Source organism: Streptococcus sp. SI1, assembly GCF_030439945.1.
GTDB classification, from domain to species: Bacteria; Bacillota; Bacilli; order Lactobacillales; family Streptococcaceae; genus Streptococcus; species Streptococcus intermedius.
Genome location: NZ_JAQFJE010000002.1, coordinates 185107 through 205872 on the forward strand (window position 1 = coordinate 185107; position 20766 = coordinate 205872).

Here is a 20766-nt window from a genome sequence, read left to right on the forward strand (position 1 = left end):
ACTTAATATATCTTAACCTAGTCTAAATCGCTTCTGTCATGAAGCTACGGCTTTCTAAAACTTGAAGCATGGCATTGGCTGTATCAAGCGCAGTAAAAAGTGGGATTCCATGTTCAATGGCAGAATGACGAATAGCCTGGCCATGTTCATCTGCCGTTCGCTTTGTTCCGACCGTATTGATAATTGCCTGAACCTTGCCTTTACGAATAAAGGCTGGAATATCATTATAATCATCTGTACCAATTTTTTCAACTAATTGCGCTTGAATACCATTTTCTTTAAAGAATTTAGCGGTACCTTCCGTGGCTAAAATACTGTAACCAATATTTGAGAAGCGACGTGCTAAGGCCAATGCTTCTTCTTTAGTATCATCAGCAATGGTAAAAATGACATTACCGAAAGCAGGAAGGTGGAAATAAGATGCTTCAAAAGCTTTATAAAGCGCTTTTTCAAGAGTTGAATCAGTCCCCATGACCTCGCCTGTAGATTTCATCTCAGGTCCTAAAAGACTGTCAACCTTAGCTAACTTGGTGAAGGAAAAGACTGGAGCTTTAACATGAACAGTTTGACTTTCTGGATAAAGGCCATCCTTATAGCCAAGTTCAGTCAGACTGCTTCCTAAAATCAATTTAGTAGCAATTTGTGCCATTGGTATATCTGTCACTTTAGATAAAAACGGTACTGTTCGACTGGCACGCGGATTAACTTCAATAACATAAACGGTTTCGTCTTTGATAACAAACTGAATATTCATCATCCCGATACAGTTTAGTCCGATAGCCAAGCGTTTTGTATAATCTGCAATGGTTGCCTGAACTTCTTTTGAAAGAGTTTGTGGTGGATAGACAGCCATAGAATCTCCTGAGTGGACACCGGCACGCTCAATATGTTCCATAATGCCGGGAATAAGAACGTCCTTACCGTCAGAAATGGCATCTACCTCACATTCACTACCGACTAAATAAGAATCAACCAAGACAGGATGATCAGGACTGGCCTTTACAGCTGTTCGCATGTAAGAGCGTAAATCGTTTTCATTTTCAACAATTTCCATAGCACGTCCCCCAAGAACGTAAGACGGGCGAACAAGCACTGGAAAACCAATTTTACGAGCCGAAGCGACCGCTTCTTCTTCATTTGTTGCTGTTTGTCCCGGCGGCTGAGGAATATTTAAATCTTTTAAAGCCTGCTCGAAAAGATCACGGTCTTCTGCACGGTCAAGATCAGCTACTTGCGTACCCAGAATTGTCACACCAGCATGCGATAATGGTTCTGCCAAGTTGATAGCTGTTTGTCCGCCAAACTGAACAATGACACCTTTAGGTTGCTCCAACTCAATTACATTCATAACATCTTCAAAAGTTAGCGGTTCAAAATAAAGTTTATCAGAAACTGAAAAATCTGTTGAAACAGTCTCAGGATTGGAATTCATAATAATAGCTTCATAACCTGCGTTTTGAATGGCTTTTACAGAATGAACTGTCGCATAATCAAATTCAACTCCCTGTCCGATACGAATCGGACCTGAACCCAAAACAATGACGGATTCTTTTTCTGATTTGATGGACTCATTTTCCCATTCGTAAGTCGAGTAGAAATACGGTGTTGCAGATTCAAATTCAGCCGCACAAGTATCAACCATCTTATAAACAGGAATTATCTTGTTGTTAAGACGAAGCTTGCGAACAGCGTCTGCTCCCATCTGCCAGATATCAGCAATTTTTCGATCAGCAAAACCATTGTGCTTAGCTTCTTTGAGAATAGCAATATCACCAACCTTGGCTGCTAATTCTGTTTCAATTTCAAAGATATGCAAGAGCTTATCAAGAAAGAAAAGATCAATTTTTGTTAAATCCGACAGTTCCTCAATGGAATATCCACGACGAATAGCTTCAGAAAGATAGAAAAGACGATCATCTTGAGCTTTAACAATTTTGGCTACCAAAGCGTCGTCACTAACATTAGTAAGTTCTGGCATCTCATTATGGTAAACACCGATTTCAAGGGAACGGCAAGCTTTGAGAAGACTTTCTTCAATATTACGCCCAATAGCCATGACTTCACCAGTCGCCTTCATCTGTGTTCCAAGACGACGTTCACCATGTTCAAATTTATCAAATGGAAAACGCGGAATCTTAGCCACTACATAGTCCAAAGCTGGTTCAAACATGGCATAAGTTGTCCCCGTAACTGGATTAATCATCTCATCCAGAGTTAAACCAACAGCGATTTTGGCAGCTAATTTAGCGATAGGGTAGCCAGTTGCTTTAGAAGCTAGAGCTGATGAACGTGAGACACGTGGATTAACCTCAATGACATAGTATTTAAAGCTATGCGGATCCAGAGCCAGCTGTACATTACAACCACCTTCAATCTTAAGGGCACGAATAATTTTTAAACTAGCATCACGCAGCATTTGATTTTCGATATCTGAAAGTGTCTGCGTTGGCGCAAAAACGATAGAATCCCCTGTATGAATACCAACTGGATCAAAATTTTCCATGTTACAGACAACTAGAGAATTATCTGCACTATCTCTCATAACTTCATATTCGATTTCCTTAAAGCCAGCAATAGAACGCTCAATCAGACATTGCGTTACAGGTGACAGTTTGAGACCATTTTCAGCAATTTCACGAAGTTCTTTCTCATCTGCACACATACCGCCGCCTGTGCCGCCAAGAGTAAATGCCGGACGAACAATGACTGGATAGCCAATCTTAGCAGCAAATGCAACAGCTTCGTCAACGCTATTAACAATATCAGATTCTGGAATAGGCTGTTCTAAATCTTCCATCAATTGTTTGAAAAGATCGCGATCTTCAGCCTGATCAATAGCAGACAGCTTGGTTCCTAAAAGTTCAACACCCAACTCATCAAGAATCCCAGCTCTTGATAATTCCATCGCCATATTAAGACCTGTCTGTCCACCAAGAGTTGGCAGTATTGCATCGGGACGTTCTTTTCTTAAAATTCGAGTTACAAATTCAATAGTAATCGGTTCAATATAGACCTTATCAGCAATTTCTTTATCTGTCATGATTGTCGCTGGGTTTGAATTGACCAGAACGACACTATAGCCTTCTTCTTTTAAAGCAAGACAGGCTTGGGTTCCTGCATAATCAAATTCAGCAGCCTGTCCAATGATAATTGGACCAGAACCAATTACCATAATTTTTTTAATATCTGTACGTTTAGGCATTTATAAGATATTAAGGGCGTTAAGCGGATATAGCAAAAATAGAAAAGCAGCCAACGACACTCGCGTCTAGGATGTACTTATCTTTTTTGCAAAGTCCGCAGCCCGTATTCAGTTAAGCAAATACGAGAACTTGCCCTTCTCCTTTCTTCATTCGTCGCCTCTCTGGACGACATTAAATATTACTTGCTAGCTTTTTCTAATTGAAAAGCATCAATCATTTCCATAAACTCATCAAAAAGATAACTAGCATCATGTGGACCTGGTGCAGCATCAGGGTGAAATTGTACTGAAAAAGCAGGGAAAAAGCGATGCCGTACCCCTTCAATAGACTTGTCATTAATCTCCTCATGCGTAACCATCAACTCGTTTGGAAAATTCTCCCTACTAACAGCATAACCATGATTTTGGCTAGTAAAATCAATCCGCCCTGTTGCAATTTCACGCACCGCATGATTAAAACCACGATGACCGAATTTCATTTTATAGGTTTGAGCGCCATTTGCTTTACTAAAGAGTTGATGTCCCATACAGATACCAAAAAGAGGAATTTTCCCTTGAATCCCTCGAATCATTTCTAGCACTTGCGGTACATCATCTGGATTACCTGGCCCATTGGATAGCATGACACCGTCAGGATGTAGGTGCAGAATATCTGCTGCACTTGTATCATAAGGAACAACTGTCACATTACAATTGCGTGCTGCTAACTCACGAAGAATTGAATGTTTCAATCCAAAATCAACTAACACAATATTACGACCCGCTCCCGGTGCTGGATAAGGTGTTTTTGTTGAAACTTGTTTGATATTGTCAGTTGGCAGAACTGTCGCTTTCAACTGATCTTGTAGATGGACCATTTGATCGCCCACATTAGCTAATGTCGCTTTCATCGTCCCGTGCTGCCGAATGATTTTAGTCAATGCACGTGTATCAATACCAGCAATTCCTGGAATTTTCTTGGCCTTTAAAAACTCGTCTAATGTCATCTGATTACGCCAATTGCTAGCTCGGCGTGCCCACTCATAAACGACAATTCCCTTGCAAGTGGGATTAATTGATTCATAATCATCACGATTAATTCCATAATTTCCAATTAACGGATAAGTAAAGGTTAAGATTTGTCCATTATAAGATTGATCTGTAAGAGATTCTTGATAGCCGGTCATACCTGTATTAAACACGATTTCTCCAGTCACATCAATATCAGCACCGAACGCCTCTCCCTCAAATACTGTCCCGTCTTCCAGAATTAACAAGCGCTTTTCCATCTTTCCCCTCCGTTTGTTATTGCAACAACGTATTAATGCTTATTATTTTTTTCGTCCATTTAGGACAGACTCGATAATTGCCATCCGAACAAATACACCATTTGTCATTTGCTCTACAATACGAGATTTTGGAGCTTCCACTAAGTGGTCTGCAATTTCCACATCACGATTTACCGGAGCCGGATGCATGATGATTGCTGTATCTTTCAGCCTATCATATCGTTCCTGTGTTAGACCATGCATTTTATGGTAATTTTCTTTTGAAAAGAGCGAATCGTCATCATGACGCTCGTGTTGGACGCGCAGAAGCATCAAAACATCCACTTGGTCAACGACTTCATCAAGTGTGACAAATTGTCCATAATCAGCAAACTCTTCACTTCTCCATATATCTGGACCTGCAAAATAGAGTTCTGCTCCAAGCCGTTTTAAAATTTGCATATTTGATTTTGCAACTCGTGAGTGATCTAGATCCCCTGCAATCGCAATTTTTAGTCCATCAAAATGTCCAAATTCTTGATAGATGGTCATCAAATCCAACAAACTTTGACTTGGATGTTGTCCAGAACCGTCCCCTCCATTTACAATTGAAGTTGTAATAGTTGGACTTTCTACTAATTTTTTGTAATAGTCAACCTCTGGATGACGAATGACACAGACATCCACTCCAAGTGCTGACATCGTTAAAATTGTATCATACAAAGTCTCACCTTTATTAATGGAGCTCGTTTTTGAATCAAAATCCAATAAATCACAACCCAGTTTTAATTCTGCTACTTCAAACGCTTTGTGCGTACGAGTGGAAGGTTCAAAGAAGAGGTTAGCGATAATGTGTTGTTCATCATAATGAGCTTTCGCTCCATTTTTAAATTCAATGCCGCGCTTGATCAAACTTAAGACTTCAGCATTTGTAAGAGTTTCCATAGAGACAACATTTTTAAGAGCGATTTGATTAGATGACATGATGTGATTTCTCCTTTTATTAGATACGAGGTATTTCTTTTAATGAAGCTAAGTGTCCAAACTAATTTTTAGGTTCCGGCAGAATAAGATAGAGCACAATTCCAAGAACTGTTGATAAAGCAACTCCCGAAATTTGTAGACCTGAAAGTTGCAAGGTTAAGCCGCCAATCCCTGCAACTAAAATTACACTGGCAATTAACAGATTTTTCTTATTATCAAAGTCTGTTTGTTTTTCAATTAAAATTTTCAAACCACTAGAAGCGATGACTCCAAAGAGCGCAATAGAAATACCGCCTAGAACTGGAGTTGGAATGGATTGTAAGAGTGCCGATACTTTTCCGACAAAACTCATCACAATCGCAAGTACTGCTGCACCTGCAATAACATAAACGCTATAGATTTTATTTAAAGCCATCACACCAATATTTTCACCATAACTAGTCACTGGTGGTGCACCAAAAATCCCAGCTATCACTTGTGCAAGACCATCTCCGGCAAGAGTTTTATCCAATCCCGGGTCTTTAAAGAAATCTTTTTCGGTCAAACTATTCAGTACCATGACATGACCAAAATGCTCTGTCATAGTCACGAATGCAATTGGCGCCATTGTTAAAATTGCACTTGGGTAGAATTTCACACTATAGTCTAAGAAGGGAAGATGCATAGGTGGGACATGAAACCATGAAGCTTGAGACACTTTTGTAAAGGAAATGATGTCTTCGCCTGTTACTGCTCCAAGAACGAGCGCAAAGACATACCCTACAATCAAGCCTAACAGTACTGGAATAATTCCCGCAATCTTTTTACCATAAATATTGAAAAGAATGACTGAAAAGAGAGTGACGATCCCAATAATGAAATAAGTTAAATTGTATTTACCATCTTTTAACATGACATCGTTTACCGCTGTGCTGGCCAGACTTAGTCCAATAACCATAATGATTGGTCCTACCACAACTGGCGGTAAAATCTTATCAATCCAAGCATTCCCTGCAAACTTCACAACAAGTGCTACGATGAAATAAACCAGACCGCCAGTAATAGCTCCTTGAGCGACAGCAGCGATACCGTCTGTTTTCATCAACATTTGCATGGCTGCAATATAAGCAAAGCTAGAACCCATATAAGCTGGTACTTTGTATTTAGTAACTGTTAAATGCGCTAATGTTCCAAGACCACTTGAAAACAAGGCAACTGCTGGGTCAATTCCAACAAGAATTGGAACCAAAACCGTCGCTCCAAACATCGCAAACAAATGCTGAAATGACAATCCTACAAGCAGACCCGGCTTTGGCATATCATGAACATCGTATTTTACATCTTGACTCATTTTCTTATAATCCCTCCGCAATCAAGACACGGTCTTGACCATCCTGTTCTATCATTTCCACAATAATTTCTTCTGTTCGACTAGTTGGAATGTTTTTACCCACATAATCTGCTCGAATCGGCAATTCACGGTGTCCGCGGTCTACTAAAACAGCCAAGCTAACGCGTGACGGACGTCCCAAACTAACTAAATTATCAATAGCGGCACGAATGGTGCGTCCTGTATAGAGCACATCATCCACCAAGATAACTTCATGATCTGTAATATCAACCGGAACGTGTGTCGTATCTTCTTCCACCTTAAAGTCATCACGGAATGGTTTAGTATCCAACTCACCGATAGGTACATTGACCTTTTCAAGCTGTGCCAACCGTTCCTGAATCCGTTGGGCAATGTAAACACCCCTGGTCTTAATACCAATCAAGACAATCTTGTCTAGCTCTTTGTTGCGTTCGATGATTTCATAAGTAATGCGTGTAATAGCACGTTTCATTGTCAAACCATCAACAACTTCTTTCGTTTTCATAGAAAGCCTCCTTAAAAATAGAAAAAGTCTCCTTCACAAGGAGACTTCAGAAAATCTAGGCAAGCACAGAGAAACTACTAACAGCCTCACTGTGCGACACCATCTTATACTTTGACTCCTTGTCTGCCTCACGGGACAGATTTAAAGGATTATTTAATTTTTATAACTATATCACAAATTCAAAACTATTTCAAGAAAAAATTGCATTTTTTATTTATGGAGTTAATAAAGATTATTTCTCAGCTACTTTATTCGCTGTTGAACCATTTTGTCTTTCTTTTTCTGCTAGTTTTGTTTGCTCATTTTTTGAATTATCTTTTTCGGAAGTTTTAGATGTTTCCGATGATGGCTTAGTCGTATCTTTTGACTCTGCCTTCTGCTTGCTAGAAGCTTCCTCAGAAGATGCAGCCGGCTTATCAGCTTCTCTTTTGTCTGATTTACTGCTAGTTTCTACAGAAGGAGCTGGTTTATCCGAATGTTCTTTCTCTTTATCAACCGCTTCCTTAGCCTGCTTATCCTTTTGAGCTTCCTTATTTTTTTCATCTTTTGTATCAGAGGTATTATTGTTAATACTACCGCCTTGAACAGCTGTGAAATATTTCGCCAAAGCCTTTGGAATTCGTTTTTCATTCAATTCAAGTTCTTCTTTTGAAATATGATTATAACTAACATCGATATAAGTAACTGTGGTATTTGGTTTTTGAAGTGATAATGTTGTGATTTTATTTTTAGTAACATTCAAATTTTCTAAAGCTGTAAATTGATTTACACCTTCCAAATTTTTTAGTTCGTTCTCACCTAAACTCAAATTCTTTAAGGAAGTTTGAGTACCTTGAATCGTTAAAGAATTGATATTGTTTTGATTAGCAGAGAATGTCACTAAGTTCTTCGCAACTTCAATACCTGTAAGCGAAGTCAAGCGATTACCATTCATACTAAGAGTGGTTAAATTTGGATTTGACTTCAAAAAGTCCAAGCTTCGAACATTTGAATTGTCAACGGTTAATTCTTCAAGGTGCGAAGCTTTCAGTGTATTGATATCCAAGTTAGGATTATGTGATAAGAATAGCTTGGTTAATTCTGCTTTTTGACTCAAAGCAGATACATCCTGCAGTTGATTATACTCTAAACTGACTGCTTTTAATCTTGATAGATGTGTCAACGCAACAATATCGGAGATGTTATTATAATCAAGATTCAATGATTCTAGATTCTTTAGCTGAGCCAAAGGTGCAATATTACTGATGTTATTTCCTGCTGCTGCGACCGTTTTAAGATTTGGATAATCCTTCAAGAAAGATAAATCGGAGATACCATTCTGTGAAATATCCAATCCTTCTAAAGTTGGCATTTCTTTTAAGAAATCGTAGTTAGTAACCCCTGTTTTTGTCATCCAAAGTTGCTTTAGGTGCTTAAATTGCAAAACAGGTCTAATGTTTTTAATAGGTGTAAAACCAATACCAAGAACTTCAAGATTTGGCATGAGATGTAAACCTTTGCGTTCAAGAGGATCTTTTCGCTGACCAATATTTAAGTATTTGACAGTCGCTAACCATGCTTTCATTTTTTCCAAATCTGTTTCATTTGAAGGAAATGGTGTGTCGGCAGTGGCATGTAAAATATCTTCAATGATTTCATCATCAAATCCTAATGCTTTTAAAGTTGCCATACCAACTTTATCATGAGCATGTGGATTACCGTGAGGATCAAACGGCTTGCTAGTATCAATTTCACTAATCAATGTCGAATGTTTGTGATCGCCATGTGGATAGAGGAATGCCTTTCCTTTTTCCGTATCAATCACTTCAATTAAGTTTTCATCTATTCCTAATTGCTGAGCCAAATAAGCCTTTTTCTTTGCAATTTCTTCATCTTCTTTAGAAGGTGCTGGAGATGGTGGTGTCTGTCTTTTTCTACCGTAATACGCATCTTCAGCATCCTTTTTGTATTCTGCTGGAATCAAAGATTCCCATGGTGAGCGAATCAGCTGTTCATAAGGAATAAAATGTGTATGCCCATTATGATCTACTAACAAACCAGTAGGTGTCTTTCCTGTTATTCCCTTGCCGTTAAACAAAAATCCATCACTCGTTGGAAAATCAATCCCCGCAAACTGACGTTTATCTGTCCCCTGATGTTGAGGGGTAGATGGTGTCGGTGTATAATTTGGCTGAGAAATCTGTCCTGCACCATTTCCAGATGGATTCGGGCTATAGTGTTGTCCTTGATAACCATTTCCCAAAGAATGTTTCCAAATGTAATGATAATGGTCTCCATGGCGGACAACATAACCATACTGATCCTCTGAAACGATATCTTTAGGATTAAAAATATAGCCATCATCCACAGTTCCTGTTTGATTTGTCAATTGAGGAGAGGTAGCAGGTGCTTGCCCGTCTTTTGGAATCAGATAAGCCCATTTGCTATTTTTTAAATCAGAATAAAAAATAAAATGTGTATGCCCATCATGATCTAAAATCAAACCATCGCTTGTTCTAGCTTTAATTTGAGATTCACTAGTAAAAAGAAAACCGTCATCAGTTGGTTTATCTACACCAGGAACTTGTCCTTTTTTACTGCTTTTGTTCTTCTTTTTTACACTTTGTTTAGTCTTTAATTTATCCTTACTATTTGAGTGATTAGACGAACGCGAATGACAAGCAGTCAAGCAAAGATTACAAGCTAAAATAATTCCCGCTAATGTTAAAAGCTTTTTATTGTATTTCATATTAGTCTCCTATTTATTTAACTGGTTTATATTTAACTAGTTAAATATAACACACAAATAGGATGTTGGCAAGAGGAAACATAAAAAAAGTAAAAAAGTTAGAATCATTTGACTAGAAAAACGATAACATCAGACTTGCTATTACTAATCAAATACTTTTTTACAACATTTTTATATTTTTTTAATCTATAATATATAGATTATTGATACTGATTTTCACAGTTCATTTGCAATTTTATTGATTTTTCTCAAACGATGATTGACACCACTTTTCGTCAGAGGCTTACTAAGACTATCTGCCAATTGCTGAATAGAATAATCGGGGTGGTTGACACGCAGATAAGCGACTTCCTGTAAATCAACAGGCAAACCCTCTAAACCAATTGTATCAATAATCTTGCTAATATTGTGAATGGTTTTCATGCTAGCCGTTACTGTACGAGCAATATTGGCCGTTTCCACATTATTTGTTCGATTTAAGTCATTCCTAGCCTCCCGCACAAGTTTGAATGATTCAAATTCTGTCATTGCTTTCATAGCACCAATCACAATTAAAAAGTCCATGATGTCCTCAGCCCGCTGCAGATAGGTCACCGAACCTTTTTTACGTTCAATTGTTTTCGCATCCAACAAAAATTTTCGCATCAAGGCCGCTAGATCCTCAGCATGGTCAGAATAAACCGACAAAATCTCCAACTGATATTTTCCTGATTCTGGATCGCGCATACTACCACTTGACAGAAAAGCCCCTCGCAAATAAGCTCGGCTAGCTTCATCATCTGATAAAATAACTTGATCAATACCAGCTTCAATTCCAAAAAAAGAGTCTGCCAAGTGCAAATCAGCTAAAATTTGCTCTACATTTGTATCTAAAAAAACAGTATAAACACGATTTTTCCGAAGATTTGTTTTTTGATGATGGCGAATATCGGACTTAACCTGATAAAAAGTTGCTAATAATTCATAAATATGGCGAGCAATTTTTGCATTTTCCGTTATAACAGATAACGTCAAACCCTGACTAGAAATTCCTAAACTCCCTGACATCTTAATGATAGCAGATAATTCTGTTTTCTCTTCCTTGCCAAGACCAATCAACTCTTCTTTCACTTTAATAGTAAAACTCATTTGCGACGCACCTGTATAATTTGCATCAGCTCATCCACCACAGACTTCCCATCATGAAAAGCTCCGCCATTCTCCAAACGAAGAAAATTAGAAGAAATCACACGAGGAACTTGCTTTTTTAACCCTTGAAAATCATGTTCAACTTGTACTAAATATTCATCAAACTTATTAGAATTCATATACTCTTGAGGAACTTGTTCTATGTTCACTAAAACAGTGTCAATAAATGGTTTTCCTAGGTGACGATGCAAAACAGCTACGTGATCACTATCAGTAAAGTGCTCGGTTTCTCCACGCTGCGTCATAATATTGCAAACGTAAGCGACTTCTGCTTTGGTTTCCAAAAGAGCTTGCCCAATCTCTTCTATTACTAAATTAGGCAAAATAGAAGTAAATAATGACCCAGGTCCCAAAACAACCATATCGCTTTCTAAAATCGTCTGCACTACTTTGCGGCTAGCAGCTGGTTTTTGGTCATTGTAAGTATTAGTAACATAAACCCTTTCTATCATCCCTTGATGTTCTGCCAGATGACTTTCTCCAGCCACCTCACTTCCATCCGTAAATACTGCATGAAGCGTCAAAGGCGTGTCACAGGACGGATAAATCTTCCCAGTTGTGTGAAAAAATTTGGTCAACAGTTGCATGGCATTATAAGTAGAACCCTGCATTTCTGAAATTCCAGCAATAATCAAATTTCCAAGTGGGTGTCCTGCCAGAGCGCCATCTTCTTCTGCAAAGCGATATTGAAAAACTTTTTCATAAAAACGAGGCATATCGGACAACGCGACTAAAACATTTCGTAAATCACCTGGTGGTGTTAATTGTTGGATATTTTTTCGTAATTCACCTGAACTTCCGCCATCATCAGCAACTGTCACAATAGCAGCAATATCCACATCTTTCTTACGTAAACTATCTAAAATTACAGAAATTCCTGTTCCACCACCAATAACAGTAATCTTTGGTTTTCTCATGAACGATTTACCGTTTCCTTTCTGCGATCTTTATCTCGATGTGACGAATGAACAGTCCAATCATTCGTCAAATCATCGGCTAAACGTTGAGCAAAAGCTACACTTCTATGCTGACCACCTGTACAACCTACAGCAATTGTTAAAACTGATTTTCCTTCTTTTTGGTAGCCTGGTAAAATAGGCTTTATAAGATCTACTAAGTGTTGATAAAATTCTTCTGACTCTGTATGATTCATCACATAATCATAAACTGGTTTGTCAAGCCCTGTCTGATGACGAAGTTCTGGTTGATAATAAGGATTTGGCAAAAAACGAACATCAAAAACAAGATCTGCATCCAAAGGAATACCATATTTAAAACCAAAACTTACCACCTCTATACGAAACGATTGGAGTTTCGCTGGATCTAGAAAATGCTCAGAAATGGTTTTACGCAACTCACGCGGTGTTAATTTCGTCGTGTCTACCACGTTTTGACTCATATTTTTCAGTGGTGCAAGTAATGCCCGCTCCAACTTAATTCCGTCTAAAACACGACCATCTGCTGCTAACGGATGACTTCGTCGTGTTTCCTTGTAACGAGCAACCAATTCTGTATCTGCAGCATCTAAAAACAAAATTTTAAAATCAAGTCCATCATTATTTTCGATTTCATCTAAAACTTTCTGAATTTCAGAAAAGAAGGATCGACTACGCATGTCTACAACCATTGCAATCTTATCATTATCTTGTGTGGTTTCAATCAGTTGCAAAAATTTAGGAAGAAGCGTTGGAGGCATATTATCAATTGTAAAAAAGCCCAAATCTTCAAAAGATTGGATTGCTACAGTCTTTCCAGCGCCACTCATTCCCGTTATAATGACCAAATGAATCTTTTTATCTGACATATCTCCTCCTTGATAAAACAATTAATTTCAATATCTTAAAACATCATCAATTCTTTTTTATTATAACACACCAGACATGATTCTCACAGTAAAAAAGAGAGAGAAGAGCGGTAGGCGTTCTTATCTCTCAGTTTCACATTCATATTTCTTGTTCACTTTCCAAACCAAAGAGCAATTTCACGTTTGGCTGATGCTTCAGAATCTGAACCATGGACAACATTTTGAATCGTTGCACCATCCTCAGCTGCTTGCGCAAAATCCCCACGAATCGTCCCTGGTAGAGCTTCTTCTGGACGAGTAGCACCCATCATGTAACGCCAACCTGAAATCACTTGGTTACCCGATAGCACACCAATAATCAAAGGCCCACTTGTCATATACTCACGAATTGCGGGATAAAAAGCCTTTGATAATAGAGCTTCATAATGCTGATCAATTATATGGTTTGGAACATTCGTTCTCATTTCTAATCGTTCAATTTTATAACCACGTCGTTCCACGCGCTTCAGTACTTCTCCAACCAAACCACGTTTTATACCATCTGGCTTTATAATAAAAAATGTTTGTTCCATGATTGACACACTCCTCTTTTATTACCTTTATTTTATCATAAATGAAAGAAAGTTGAAAGTCCTTTCAAAACTCTCTTTTATAAATGCCTTATCAATGTCAACGACGTTAGACACATCAAACATGCGAAAAGCCAAAACCAGACGGAGCGGAAAGCTTGCCGATATGCTCCTGGATATGCACAATTTTCTCGTACATACCTTTTTATATCTGTTTTATTTTTAAACAGGAAAATGGCTGCGATGCTTGCCCCGATCAAAAGGATAATCAAATGCAAGAGACTAGCTGCATTATCTGGCAAGAAAGAATAGACATAAGTTAACCCATCTCCAATGACTAAGTTATTAAAAATATGAAAAGCCATTGCCCAGAGGATTGAATACTCTAAGGTCACGTATGAGAAGATAATTCCCACAAAAGTTGCAAAAAAGAACTGTGGGAAATTTCCATGAAACAGACCGAACAAAAGCGAAGACATCAGAATTGCAAAGATTCTTCCATATTTTTCAAACGTTCTTAAACCTGCCCCACGGAAAATCAATTCTTCTGAAACAGGTCCAAAAAAGCTTGCATACAAAAACATAGAAACACTATCTGAACCTGCCGAAGCTGATTCGACAGCTTTAAGCATAGTAAAACCAAATAAATTAAAGATTGTTTCAAAAATCTGATTAAATAAGACGAATCCTAATTGACCCAGAAGCAAGAAAGATAAGACTATCCCAAACGTTTTTGAAGTCATAGCTCTTTTCTGCATTCGTAAATCAGACTTAAATAATTTTCCGTCTCGATACACCCAAAAGATAAAAACTCCTACACAGACAGCAATCAAATAATAACTACCATCTCGTGCCATAAAGTTCTCAGTTGCTTTTTGAATCTTTTCAAGATTGCCAAAATAACGACTAGCTTGAAATAAGGTTACAATCGTTTGATAAATCAGGCCAACCATTGCCATTACAATCACATATAGTAAACATAAAGCAGAGAATAAACCAATATCTTTTCTTACTTGCTGATTTGTTTGCATCAGTTTCCTTCCTTCTTCTAACAACTTTTTTTACTTTGACTATAGAGCAACAGGCCAAAACTTTCATAAATGGCAAAAAATAGCAGAAAAGTATGGAGGAAAAATTCTTCTGGTAAAATCCAAATAATCGGATCTTTCCTAGGATCAAATAGCCAAGTATTATCTCCAATAAATAAAATCTTATGAAAGAGAGTAAAAAACGCATCAAATCCGATCCCAAATGCGATAGCTCCAACAATAATTGGCAACCAAACAATACTCAAAATGGCCTTTGAAAAAACAGATAAATAACCTTTTTTAATTATATGTTTTACAAACAAATAAACTACTGGTAAGGTTGCTAGGAAAACAAGCTGAACCAGATGAAAAAGATATTTCACAGTTTGGAAATGATGCAATCCTGCTGCTGATGAGTGAAAATCGGGCATTGAGAGTTTTTGCTGGAATGGATTGGTTAGGTAATTCATCAAAATATTAAAATTGTACTGAATCGTTGTAGATTTGAGATACACTTTATTTTCTAAGTGTAACCAAGAAATTTCCAAAGGATAAAACAGCCAAGTGAGATAAATTGTCAACAAAATTGCGGTTGCCAAGAAACAAAACATACTCAGCCAAAATATTAGTTTAGTGTGCATCAAAATCCCACTCCGCTAAACTAGAAAGCACATAATCCGGTTGGATTGGTAAGCTCGCTACTTCTTCTGGACGAGTAAATCCAGTTGTCACCAAAAGTGTAGGGATGCCATTATCAATCCCAGCTCGAATATCCGTAAGATAGTTATCACCAACCATAATTACCTCTTCACGTGGCAACCCAAGGTGTTCAACAGCTTTTTCCATGATGATGGCATTGGGCTTACCTATATAAACAGGTTCTACACGAGTTGCGACCTCAATTAAAGTAACAATAGATCCCGCTCCGGGCATAAGACCACGTTCTGTCGGAATATTAAGGTCAGGGTTGGTTCCTACAAAATGGGCTCCCTTTTGGATAGCTAAAGTAGCAATCGATAATTTTTCATAATCTACTTCCCAATCCAAACCAACAACTACATAATCCGGATTGTCGGTGTCTTCGATATAACCAGCTTCTGAAATAGCATTTTTAAGTCCAGCCTCGCCGATAACATAGACTTTCTTTCCTAGATTTTTATCATTTAAATAATCAATCGTTGCCAAAGTTGCTGTATAAATCGTTTCAATAGGTGTTTTAACATTGAATTGTTCCACCAACATAGCCTGAACGGTCTCAGGTGTACGTGTTGTATTATTCGTCACAAATAAATATGGAATGTTGCGCCATTGCAACTCATGTACAAAAGCTTCACCCGCAGGAATACGTTCTTTTCCTTTATAAATTGTTCCGTCTAAATCAATTAAATAGCCTTTATAAGTCACTCATTTTCTCCTCTAATTTAAAACCTCTAATCTATATAAATTGAAAATAGTTTTCTATTTCAACTTTTAAATCTGTACGTTATTAATCAAATCGGGTTTCCCAGTTATTAGATGCCTGCGCCTCAAAACACATTGCAATTTGTTGAGTAGTCGTTTTAGATTCAGATAATGCCGGCAATGCATCTAAAGCAAAATAACCACAGGCTATCGTCTCAGCATTTGCTCTAAACTCCCCACCTAAGCTCGTGCACAAAACAAATATTTTGGTAACGTGATGTACTGAGGTAGAGTTTCCTGGATTATTTTTATGTTTATCTAAAACGGCAATCAGTTTGTCTGCCTGAACTTCTAAGCCTGCCTCTTCTCTTACTTCTTTTATTGTATTGTCCTTTACAGACTGATCCACATCACACCATCCGCCCGGCAAAGCCCATAGTCCGTTTTTTTCTTGAACAAGCAAAATCATATTGTCTTTAAAAATTGCTGCACGTGTATCCAATTTCGGTGTTTGATAACCCGTTTCATTACAAAACAGATCTTTTACTTTTTCAAGTGGCATACCAGAAGGAGTGACTAGCATTTCAGCTGCAATCTGACGAATCTCCTGAAATCGCTCAATATCAAATTCATCCTTGCTATAGGCTAATCCATTTTGTGCTAAAGTTTGTAGACGAGTTGCCCATTCTAACCATTTACTATCTTCTGTCATCACAACTTCTCCATATTATACTTGCCTGGGCATTGATATCACCATCGCTAGAAATCTGATGATTACTCTCCAAGCCCTCCAAATCATAGCTAGAGGTAATTTGTCCGCCAGGTCGGACCTCCTTGACATACTTAAGATGAATTTTTCTAGGAATATGTTTCATGAGAAAATCTGCACCCATAACCTCAAAAATCCAGTCCAAATACTTACTGTTATTAACATGGCCGTTCATATCTAAATCGTAAAAGCGGACATGGTAATCTTTGCTAATTGGTTCTTTCAAATCTGGATACTTCGGACCACGAATCAATTTTTTAGAAAACTCTGCTTCATAAGGTGCAACAATCTTTGGCTCTACTGCATGCACTTTTCTACTATCTCTATCCATAAGGACAAAAGTAGCCAACATATTAATAATAGCATTTCCTGCTTCATCATAAATAGTAAACCGACGATAACAGAATAAACGATTATATGACAAAGCTTCTGTTTCAATCGTCATTTCTTCCCCAAATTTAGGCAGCTGTACTACATCAATATCATAATCCGTGATAATCCAGACTAGATTATATTTTTCCAGCATAGATTTGTCACTAATCCCCAAATCAATGGACTGCAGCCCTGATACCTGTAATGATAGCAAAATAACATCAGGTAGTTTGATATGACCATTCATATCTGCCATATCAAAAGGAATTTTCATTTTCATTTGATAAGTTAAACCCATAATCTACTCCAATATAAATTTTTCTGCAACCGTATCGCCCCAAAAAAGACCTTTTTTAGTCATACGGACAATGTCTTTGTCAGGTACTAAGAGCCCTTGCTCTGTCAGTTCTGTTACAACTTGACCGTACTGCCGATCAAAAGGAATACCAAATTTTTCCTCAAAGCGTTGTTTAGAAATACCCGACTTCTTGCGCAATCCCAAAAACATTTCTTCTTCCATCATCTCTTGCTTGCTAAGATGTTCCTCACTCACACGGGCATTACCTTTTTCGACCGCCTCTAAGTAATGACGGATAGGACCATGATTCTTGTAGCGAACCCCATTGACATAGCCAGAAGCCCCAGCTCCGATACCAAAATATTCCGCATTGTCCCAGTACATAAGATTATGTCGACTCTCAAAACCTGGTTTAGAAAAATTGGAAATCTCATAGTGCTCAAAACCAGCTTTTTTTAACTCCTCAATGATGTATTCAAACATCTCTGCTTCCAAATCTTCTTTAGGCAGAGGGAGTTTTCCCCGTCGCATCCGATTCATAAAAACCGTGTGATTTTCTAAAATTAAGCTGTAAAGACTCATGTGAGGAATATCTAGCGCAACAGCCTTGGCTACATTTTCTCGCACATTATCCATAGTTTGCTTGGGCAGCGCATAGATTAAATCAATCGAGATATTGTCAAATCCAGCCAGCTTCAGATTGGCGATGTTTTCATAGATATCTTTTTCTAAATGACTTCGGCCAATTTGCTTGAGCATGCGATCGTCAAAAGTCTGAACACCTAAAGATACCCTGTTCACAGGCGAAACCTTTAAAACAGCAATCTTATCCGGATCCAAATCCCCTGGATTGGCTTCAATAGTCAGTTCTTCTAACAGTGACAAATCCAGCTTTTTCGTCAGCTCTGCCAATAAAAACTCCAGCTGCTGCGCTGAAAGAGCTGTCGGTGTCCCACCACCGATATAAAGCGTCTGTAAATGCTTTATATCATAAGAAGTATATTCTTGAAGCAAGTGCTCTAAGTAGGCGTCAACTGGCTGATTTTTGATAAAAACCTTAGAAAAGTCACAATAATAACAAATTTGAGTACAAAACGGAATGTGTACATAGGCAGAAGTTGGTTTGGTATACATAGCATTTATTATAGCATAATTTTAGTATATAGATGTTTCAAAGTTCACACTAAAATACATAGGTCTCTTATCAATATATTCTTGCTCAACAACGAAAATACCATAAGTGTTAAAAACGTTCAACTTAATTCGCTACTTTAACTTGAATCTTTTTCAAATAATAAATTTGTTAGCAAAAAGGAGACCAAAATCTATCAATTATTCATTTTTGAATTGTACCTACTAACTCCACTATCTTCTGGAAAGTCTTGCCGTTTCGGATGGTTAGTTGCTTGTAAAAACTAGATGATTTGAGCAGTTTCTTATGGTAGTTGGACTTGAGATAGTCCGCTTGGTCAGCATTGCTATAAAAGAAAGCTGTCTGCCCGAAATACAGCTGCTCCTTGTCATTTGCCCAACTGCCTGCCAGCTCTTGAACGCTCTCCTTGTCGGTCTCGGACAGATAAAAGAGAACATCTCGCCGAAAGGCAGTTTCATCCTGCCACCAAGCAGGAAGATTTGCTGTTTCTTTTTGAAGCATGGCAGAGCTGACAAGGACGAAAGGCAGAGGAAAATCATAAGACTGTCTAAAATAAGCCGACAATATCTCCTGAATCCTCTCCTCCTGCTCCTCGCTATCAAAGAAAAGATTGCCGCTGTTGATGTAGGAAACTGGATTTTCAAAACCCAACCCAGCCAAATCTTTCTTCAAATCAGCCATAAGGACCTTGTTTTTCCCGCCGACATTGATGCCACGGAGTAAAAGTGCATAACGCATGTGTGCTCCTTAAAAATATATCTATTATTTTCAAACTAACTGTTAGTGTTTCTAATGTAAATCATTCGTTTTTCTTTCACGGATTTTCCTAAGTCAATGACCTTTTCCTCATCGTCAAAAGCAAAACCCATTTTTTCATAAAAGGCGACGGCACATTTGTTATCTTCTAAAACCCATAATATAATCTCTTGATAACCATCCAAAGCAGCAAAAGCAGCCTGCATTAACTGCTGTCCTTACCCTTGCCATAATAATCTTTTAAGACGTATAAGGCGAAAATTTCACCTGCTATAGTAGCTGGATCTCGAAAATCACCGTAGCTAACAAAGCCAACCACTTTAGCATCATCCAAGGCAATCAAGGTATTCTCAGGATACTTTTGACTATAAAACCGGCACTTGTCTAAAGTCATCTGCTCTTGAAATTCCGCAGGCAAAATCTCATCATAAGCTTCACGCCATGTCTGCCAATGAACTCGGGATTTCCCTTCTATCTCCTCAGCTGTTTCCATTGCTTTGATAGTGATGACCATTTGCTTTCCTCCTTGAATAAATCTATCTAGATTATTTCGCCTGAAAACCATTGCTATCTAATTCACCATTCTCTCCCCTAACAACTACATGAACATTTTTAGGTAAGGTAGCAAAATCAACATAATCAGTTAGAGTCGCACCATCAGGAATTCGACCTTCCAGATTGAGATACAAATTCAATTGAGCCACATACTTTTCTGACAATTGAATCATATCTTTCCTCAATTTCTTTATTTCACCTGCTGATGCGTCATACTTTTCTGTCTTGGGATTATATTTTAGTTCTTTTTTGATTTGAACCAAATCTCGGTAAAAGCCCTTTTTAGCGTCTGTTACATCGTAATCTAAATCTGCATCTAGCTTCTTAAACTTCACTGACTTTAGAACAGACTCTTTGTCAAAGTATAAGGCATTCAGCATAGGGTGAGAATTTGTATCTAAGACAGAAGAAAAGGTAAGATCTGTTAGTATCGAAGATGGTTCATCGTCGCTATTAGCGTAATAGGAAAAAATCCCTTCTTCTAACTTATCTGTTAAAATTTTGTTTGCACCTTCAGTTAATTGAACTTTTACTTCGTATTGATAAGTAACACGACTAACCAAAGTTGGAATTTCTATTTTCTTAACCTTCACTCCTAAATTATCTTCAAAAGCTGTGTTCACAACATATTCAATATGCTGCTTTTCCTCTTTCGTAACAAGTTTTGTCGGCAAAAATGCCCAAATAAATTGAACTATCGGTATCATGCCTATCACAAAAATTGAAATAAAGAAAATAAATATTAGTTTAATTAGTTCCTTTTTCACTTCAATTCCTCCGCTTAAACTTCTCTAACTTTTTTTCACATAGTGACTTATTGACTAGAGAAGTAATTAAGAGCTTAGTTTGCAACTTT

The 20766-nt window shown here is 37.8% G+C and carries 18 protein-coding genes and 1 pseudogene; all 19 read right to left on the minus strand.

All coding sequences use genetic code 11. From position 1 onward, the window contains the following. Positions 1-22 precede the first annotated feature (22 nt). The gene (gene carB, locus PCY10_RS03125) at positions 23-3202 is read right to left on the minus strand and encodes a carbamoyl-phosphate synthase large subunit (RefSeq protein WP_301558814.1); all 3180 of its coding nucleotides are present in this window, start codon (positions 3200-3202) and stop codon (positions 23-25) included. Positions 3203-3381: 179 nt separating this feature from the next. Next, positions 3382-4470 carry a carbamoyl phosphate synthase small subunit gene (locus tag PCY10_RS03130; protein ID WP_003076288.1) on the minus strand — a complete coding sequence of 363 codons (1089 nt, stop codon included), beginning with the start codon at positions 4468-4470 and terminating at the stop codon, positions 3382-3384. Between the two features lie 42 nt (positions 4471-4512). Further along, entirely contained in the window at positions 4513-5433 is a 921-nt protein-coding gene (locus PCY10_RS03135; protein WP_247953887.1) for an aspartate carbamoyltransferase catalytic subunit, read from the minus strand. 61 nt (positions 5434-5494) lie between these two features. Further along, positions 5495-6763, minus strand: coding sequence for a solute carrier family 23 protein (locus PCY10_RS03140; RefSeq protein WP_301558815.1), 1269 nt, complete (start codon positions 6761-6763; stop codon positions 5495-5497). A 4-nt stretch (positions 6764-6767) separates the two neighbouring features. Beyond that, positions 6768-7289, minus strand: coding sequence for a bifunctional pyr operon transcriptional regulator/uracil phosphoribosyltransferase PyrR (gene pyrR / locus PCY10_RS03145; RefSeq protein WP_003072874.1), 522 nt, complete (start codon positions 7287-7289; stop codon positions 6768-6770). Between the two features lie 232 nt (positions 7290-7521). Further along, entirely contained in the window at positions 7522-10017 is a 2496-nt protein-coding gene (locus tag PCY10_RS03150) for a pneumococcal-type histidine triad protein (protein WP_301558816.1), read from the minus strand. 216 nt (positions 10018-10233) lie between these two features. Further along, a complete protein-coding gene (gene whiA / locus PCY10_RS03155; protein WP_048786683.1) occupies positions 10234-11145 on the minus strand; it encodes a DNA-binding protein WhiA in 912 nt (303 codons plus the stop codon). Next, entirely contained in the window at positions 11142-12122 is a 981-nt protein-coding gene (locus PCY10_RS03160; RefSeq protein WP_003072880.1) for a YvcK family protein, read from the minus strand. Before PCY10_RS03160 ends, whiA begins: the two co-directional genes overlap by 4 nt. After that, the gene (rapZ, locus tag PCY10_RS03165) at positions 12119-13009 is read right to left on the minus strand and encodes an RNase adapter RapZ (protein ID WP_301558817.1); all 891 of its coding nucleotides are present in this window, start codon (positions 13007-13009) and stop codon (positions 12119-12121) included. The genes PCY10_RS03160 and rapZ overlap by 4 nt, the downstream gene beginning before the upstream one ends. Positions 13010-13161: 152 nt before the next feature. Then, positions 13162-13581, minus strand: a complete 420-nt coding sequence (gene ndk, locus PCY10_RS03170; RefSeq protein WP_009568553.1) for a nucleoside-diphosphate kinase — start codon at positions 13579-13581, stop codon at positions 13162-13164. Positions 13582-13658: 77 nt separating this feature from the next. Then, positions 13659-14609, minus strand: a complete 951-nt coding sequence (locus PCY10_RS03175) for a CPBP family intramembrane glutamic endopeptidase (protein WP_301558818.1) — start codon at positions 14607-14609, stop codon at positions 13659-13661. Between the two features lie 17 nt (positions 14610-14626). Then, positions 14627-15247, minus strand: coding sequence for a TIGR01906 family membrane protein (locus PCY10_RS03180; RefSeq protein WP_117281145.1), 621 nt, complete (start codon positions 15245-15247; stop codon positions 14627-14629). Continuing rightward, positions 15237-16010 carry a TIGR01457 family HAD-type hydrolase gene (locus PCY10_RS03185; protein ID WP_117276138.1) on the minus strand — a complete coding sequence of 258 codons (774 nt, stop codon included), beginning with the start codon at positions 16008-16010 and terminating at the stop codon, positions 15237-15239. The genes PCY10_RS03180 and PCY10_RS03185 overlap by 11 nt, the downstream gene beginning before the upstream one ends. An 82-nt stretch (positions 16011-16092) precedes the next feature. Then, entirely contained in the window at positions 16093-16719 is a 627-nt protein-coding gene (locus tag PCY10_RS03190; RefSeq protein ID WP_096362797.1) for an NUDIX hydrolase, read from the minus strand. Next, on the minus strand, positions 16706-17446 hold the full coding sequence (locus PCY10_RS03195; protein ID WP_117276137.1) for an acyl-[acyl-carrier-protein] thioesterase: 741 nt from the start codon (positions 17444-17446) through the stop codon (positions 16706-16708). The genes PCY10_RS03190 and PCY10_RS03195 overlap by 14 nt, the downstream gene beginning before the upstream one ends. Positions 17447-17449: 3 nt before the next feature. Then, positions 17450-18580, minus strand: coding sequence for a radical SAM family heme chaperone HemW (gene hemW, locus PCY10_RS03200; RefSeq protein WP_082311566.1), 1131 nt, complete (start codon positions 18578-18580; stop codon positions 17450-17452). 202 nt (positions 18581-18782) lie between these two features. Next, entirely contained in the window at positions 18783-19337 is a 555-nt protein-coding gene (locus PCY10_RS03205) for a DUF1697 domain-containing protein (protein WP_301558819.1), read from the minus strand. 35 nt (positions 19338-19372) lie between these two features. Next, positions 19373-19869 (minus strand): annotated as a pseudogene (locus PCY10_RS03210) (N-acetyltransferase family protein). 31 nt (positions 19870-19900) lie between these two features. Beyond that, positions 19901-20677: a hypothetical protein gene (locus PCY10_RS03215; RefSeq protein WP_301558820.1), complete on the minus strand. Its 777-nt coding sequence runs from the start codon at positions 20675-20677 to the stop codon at positions 19901-19903. Positions 20678-20766 lie beyond the last annotated feature (89 nt).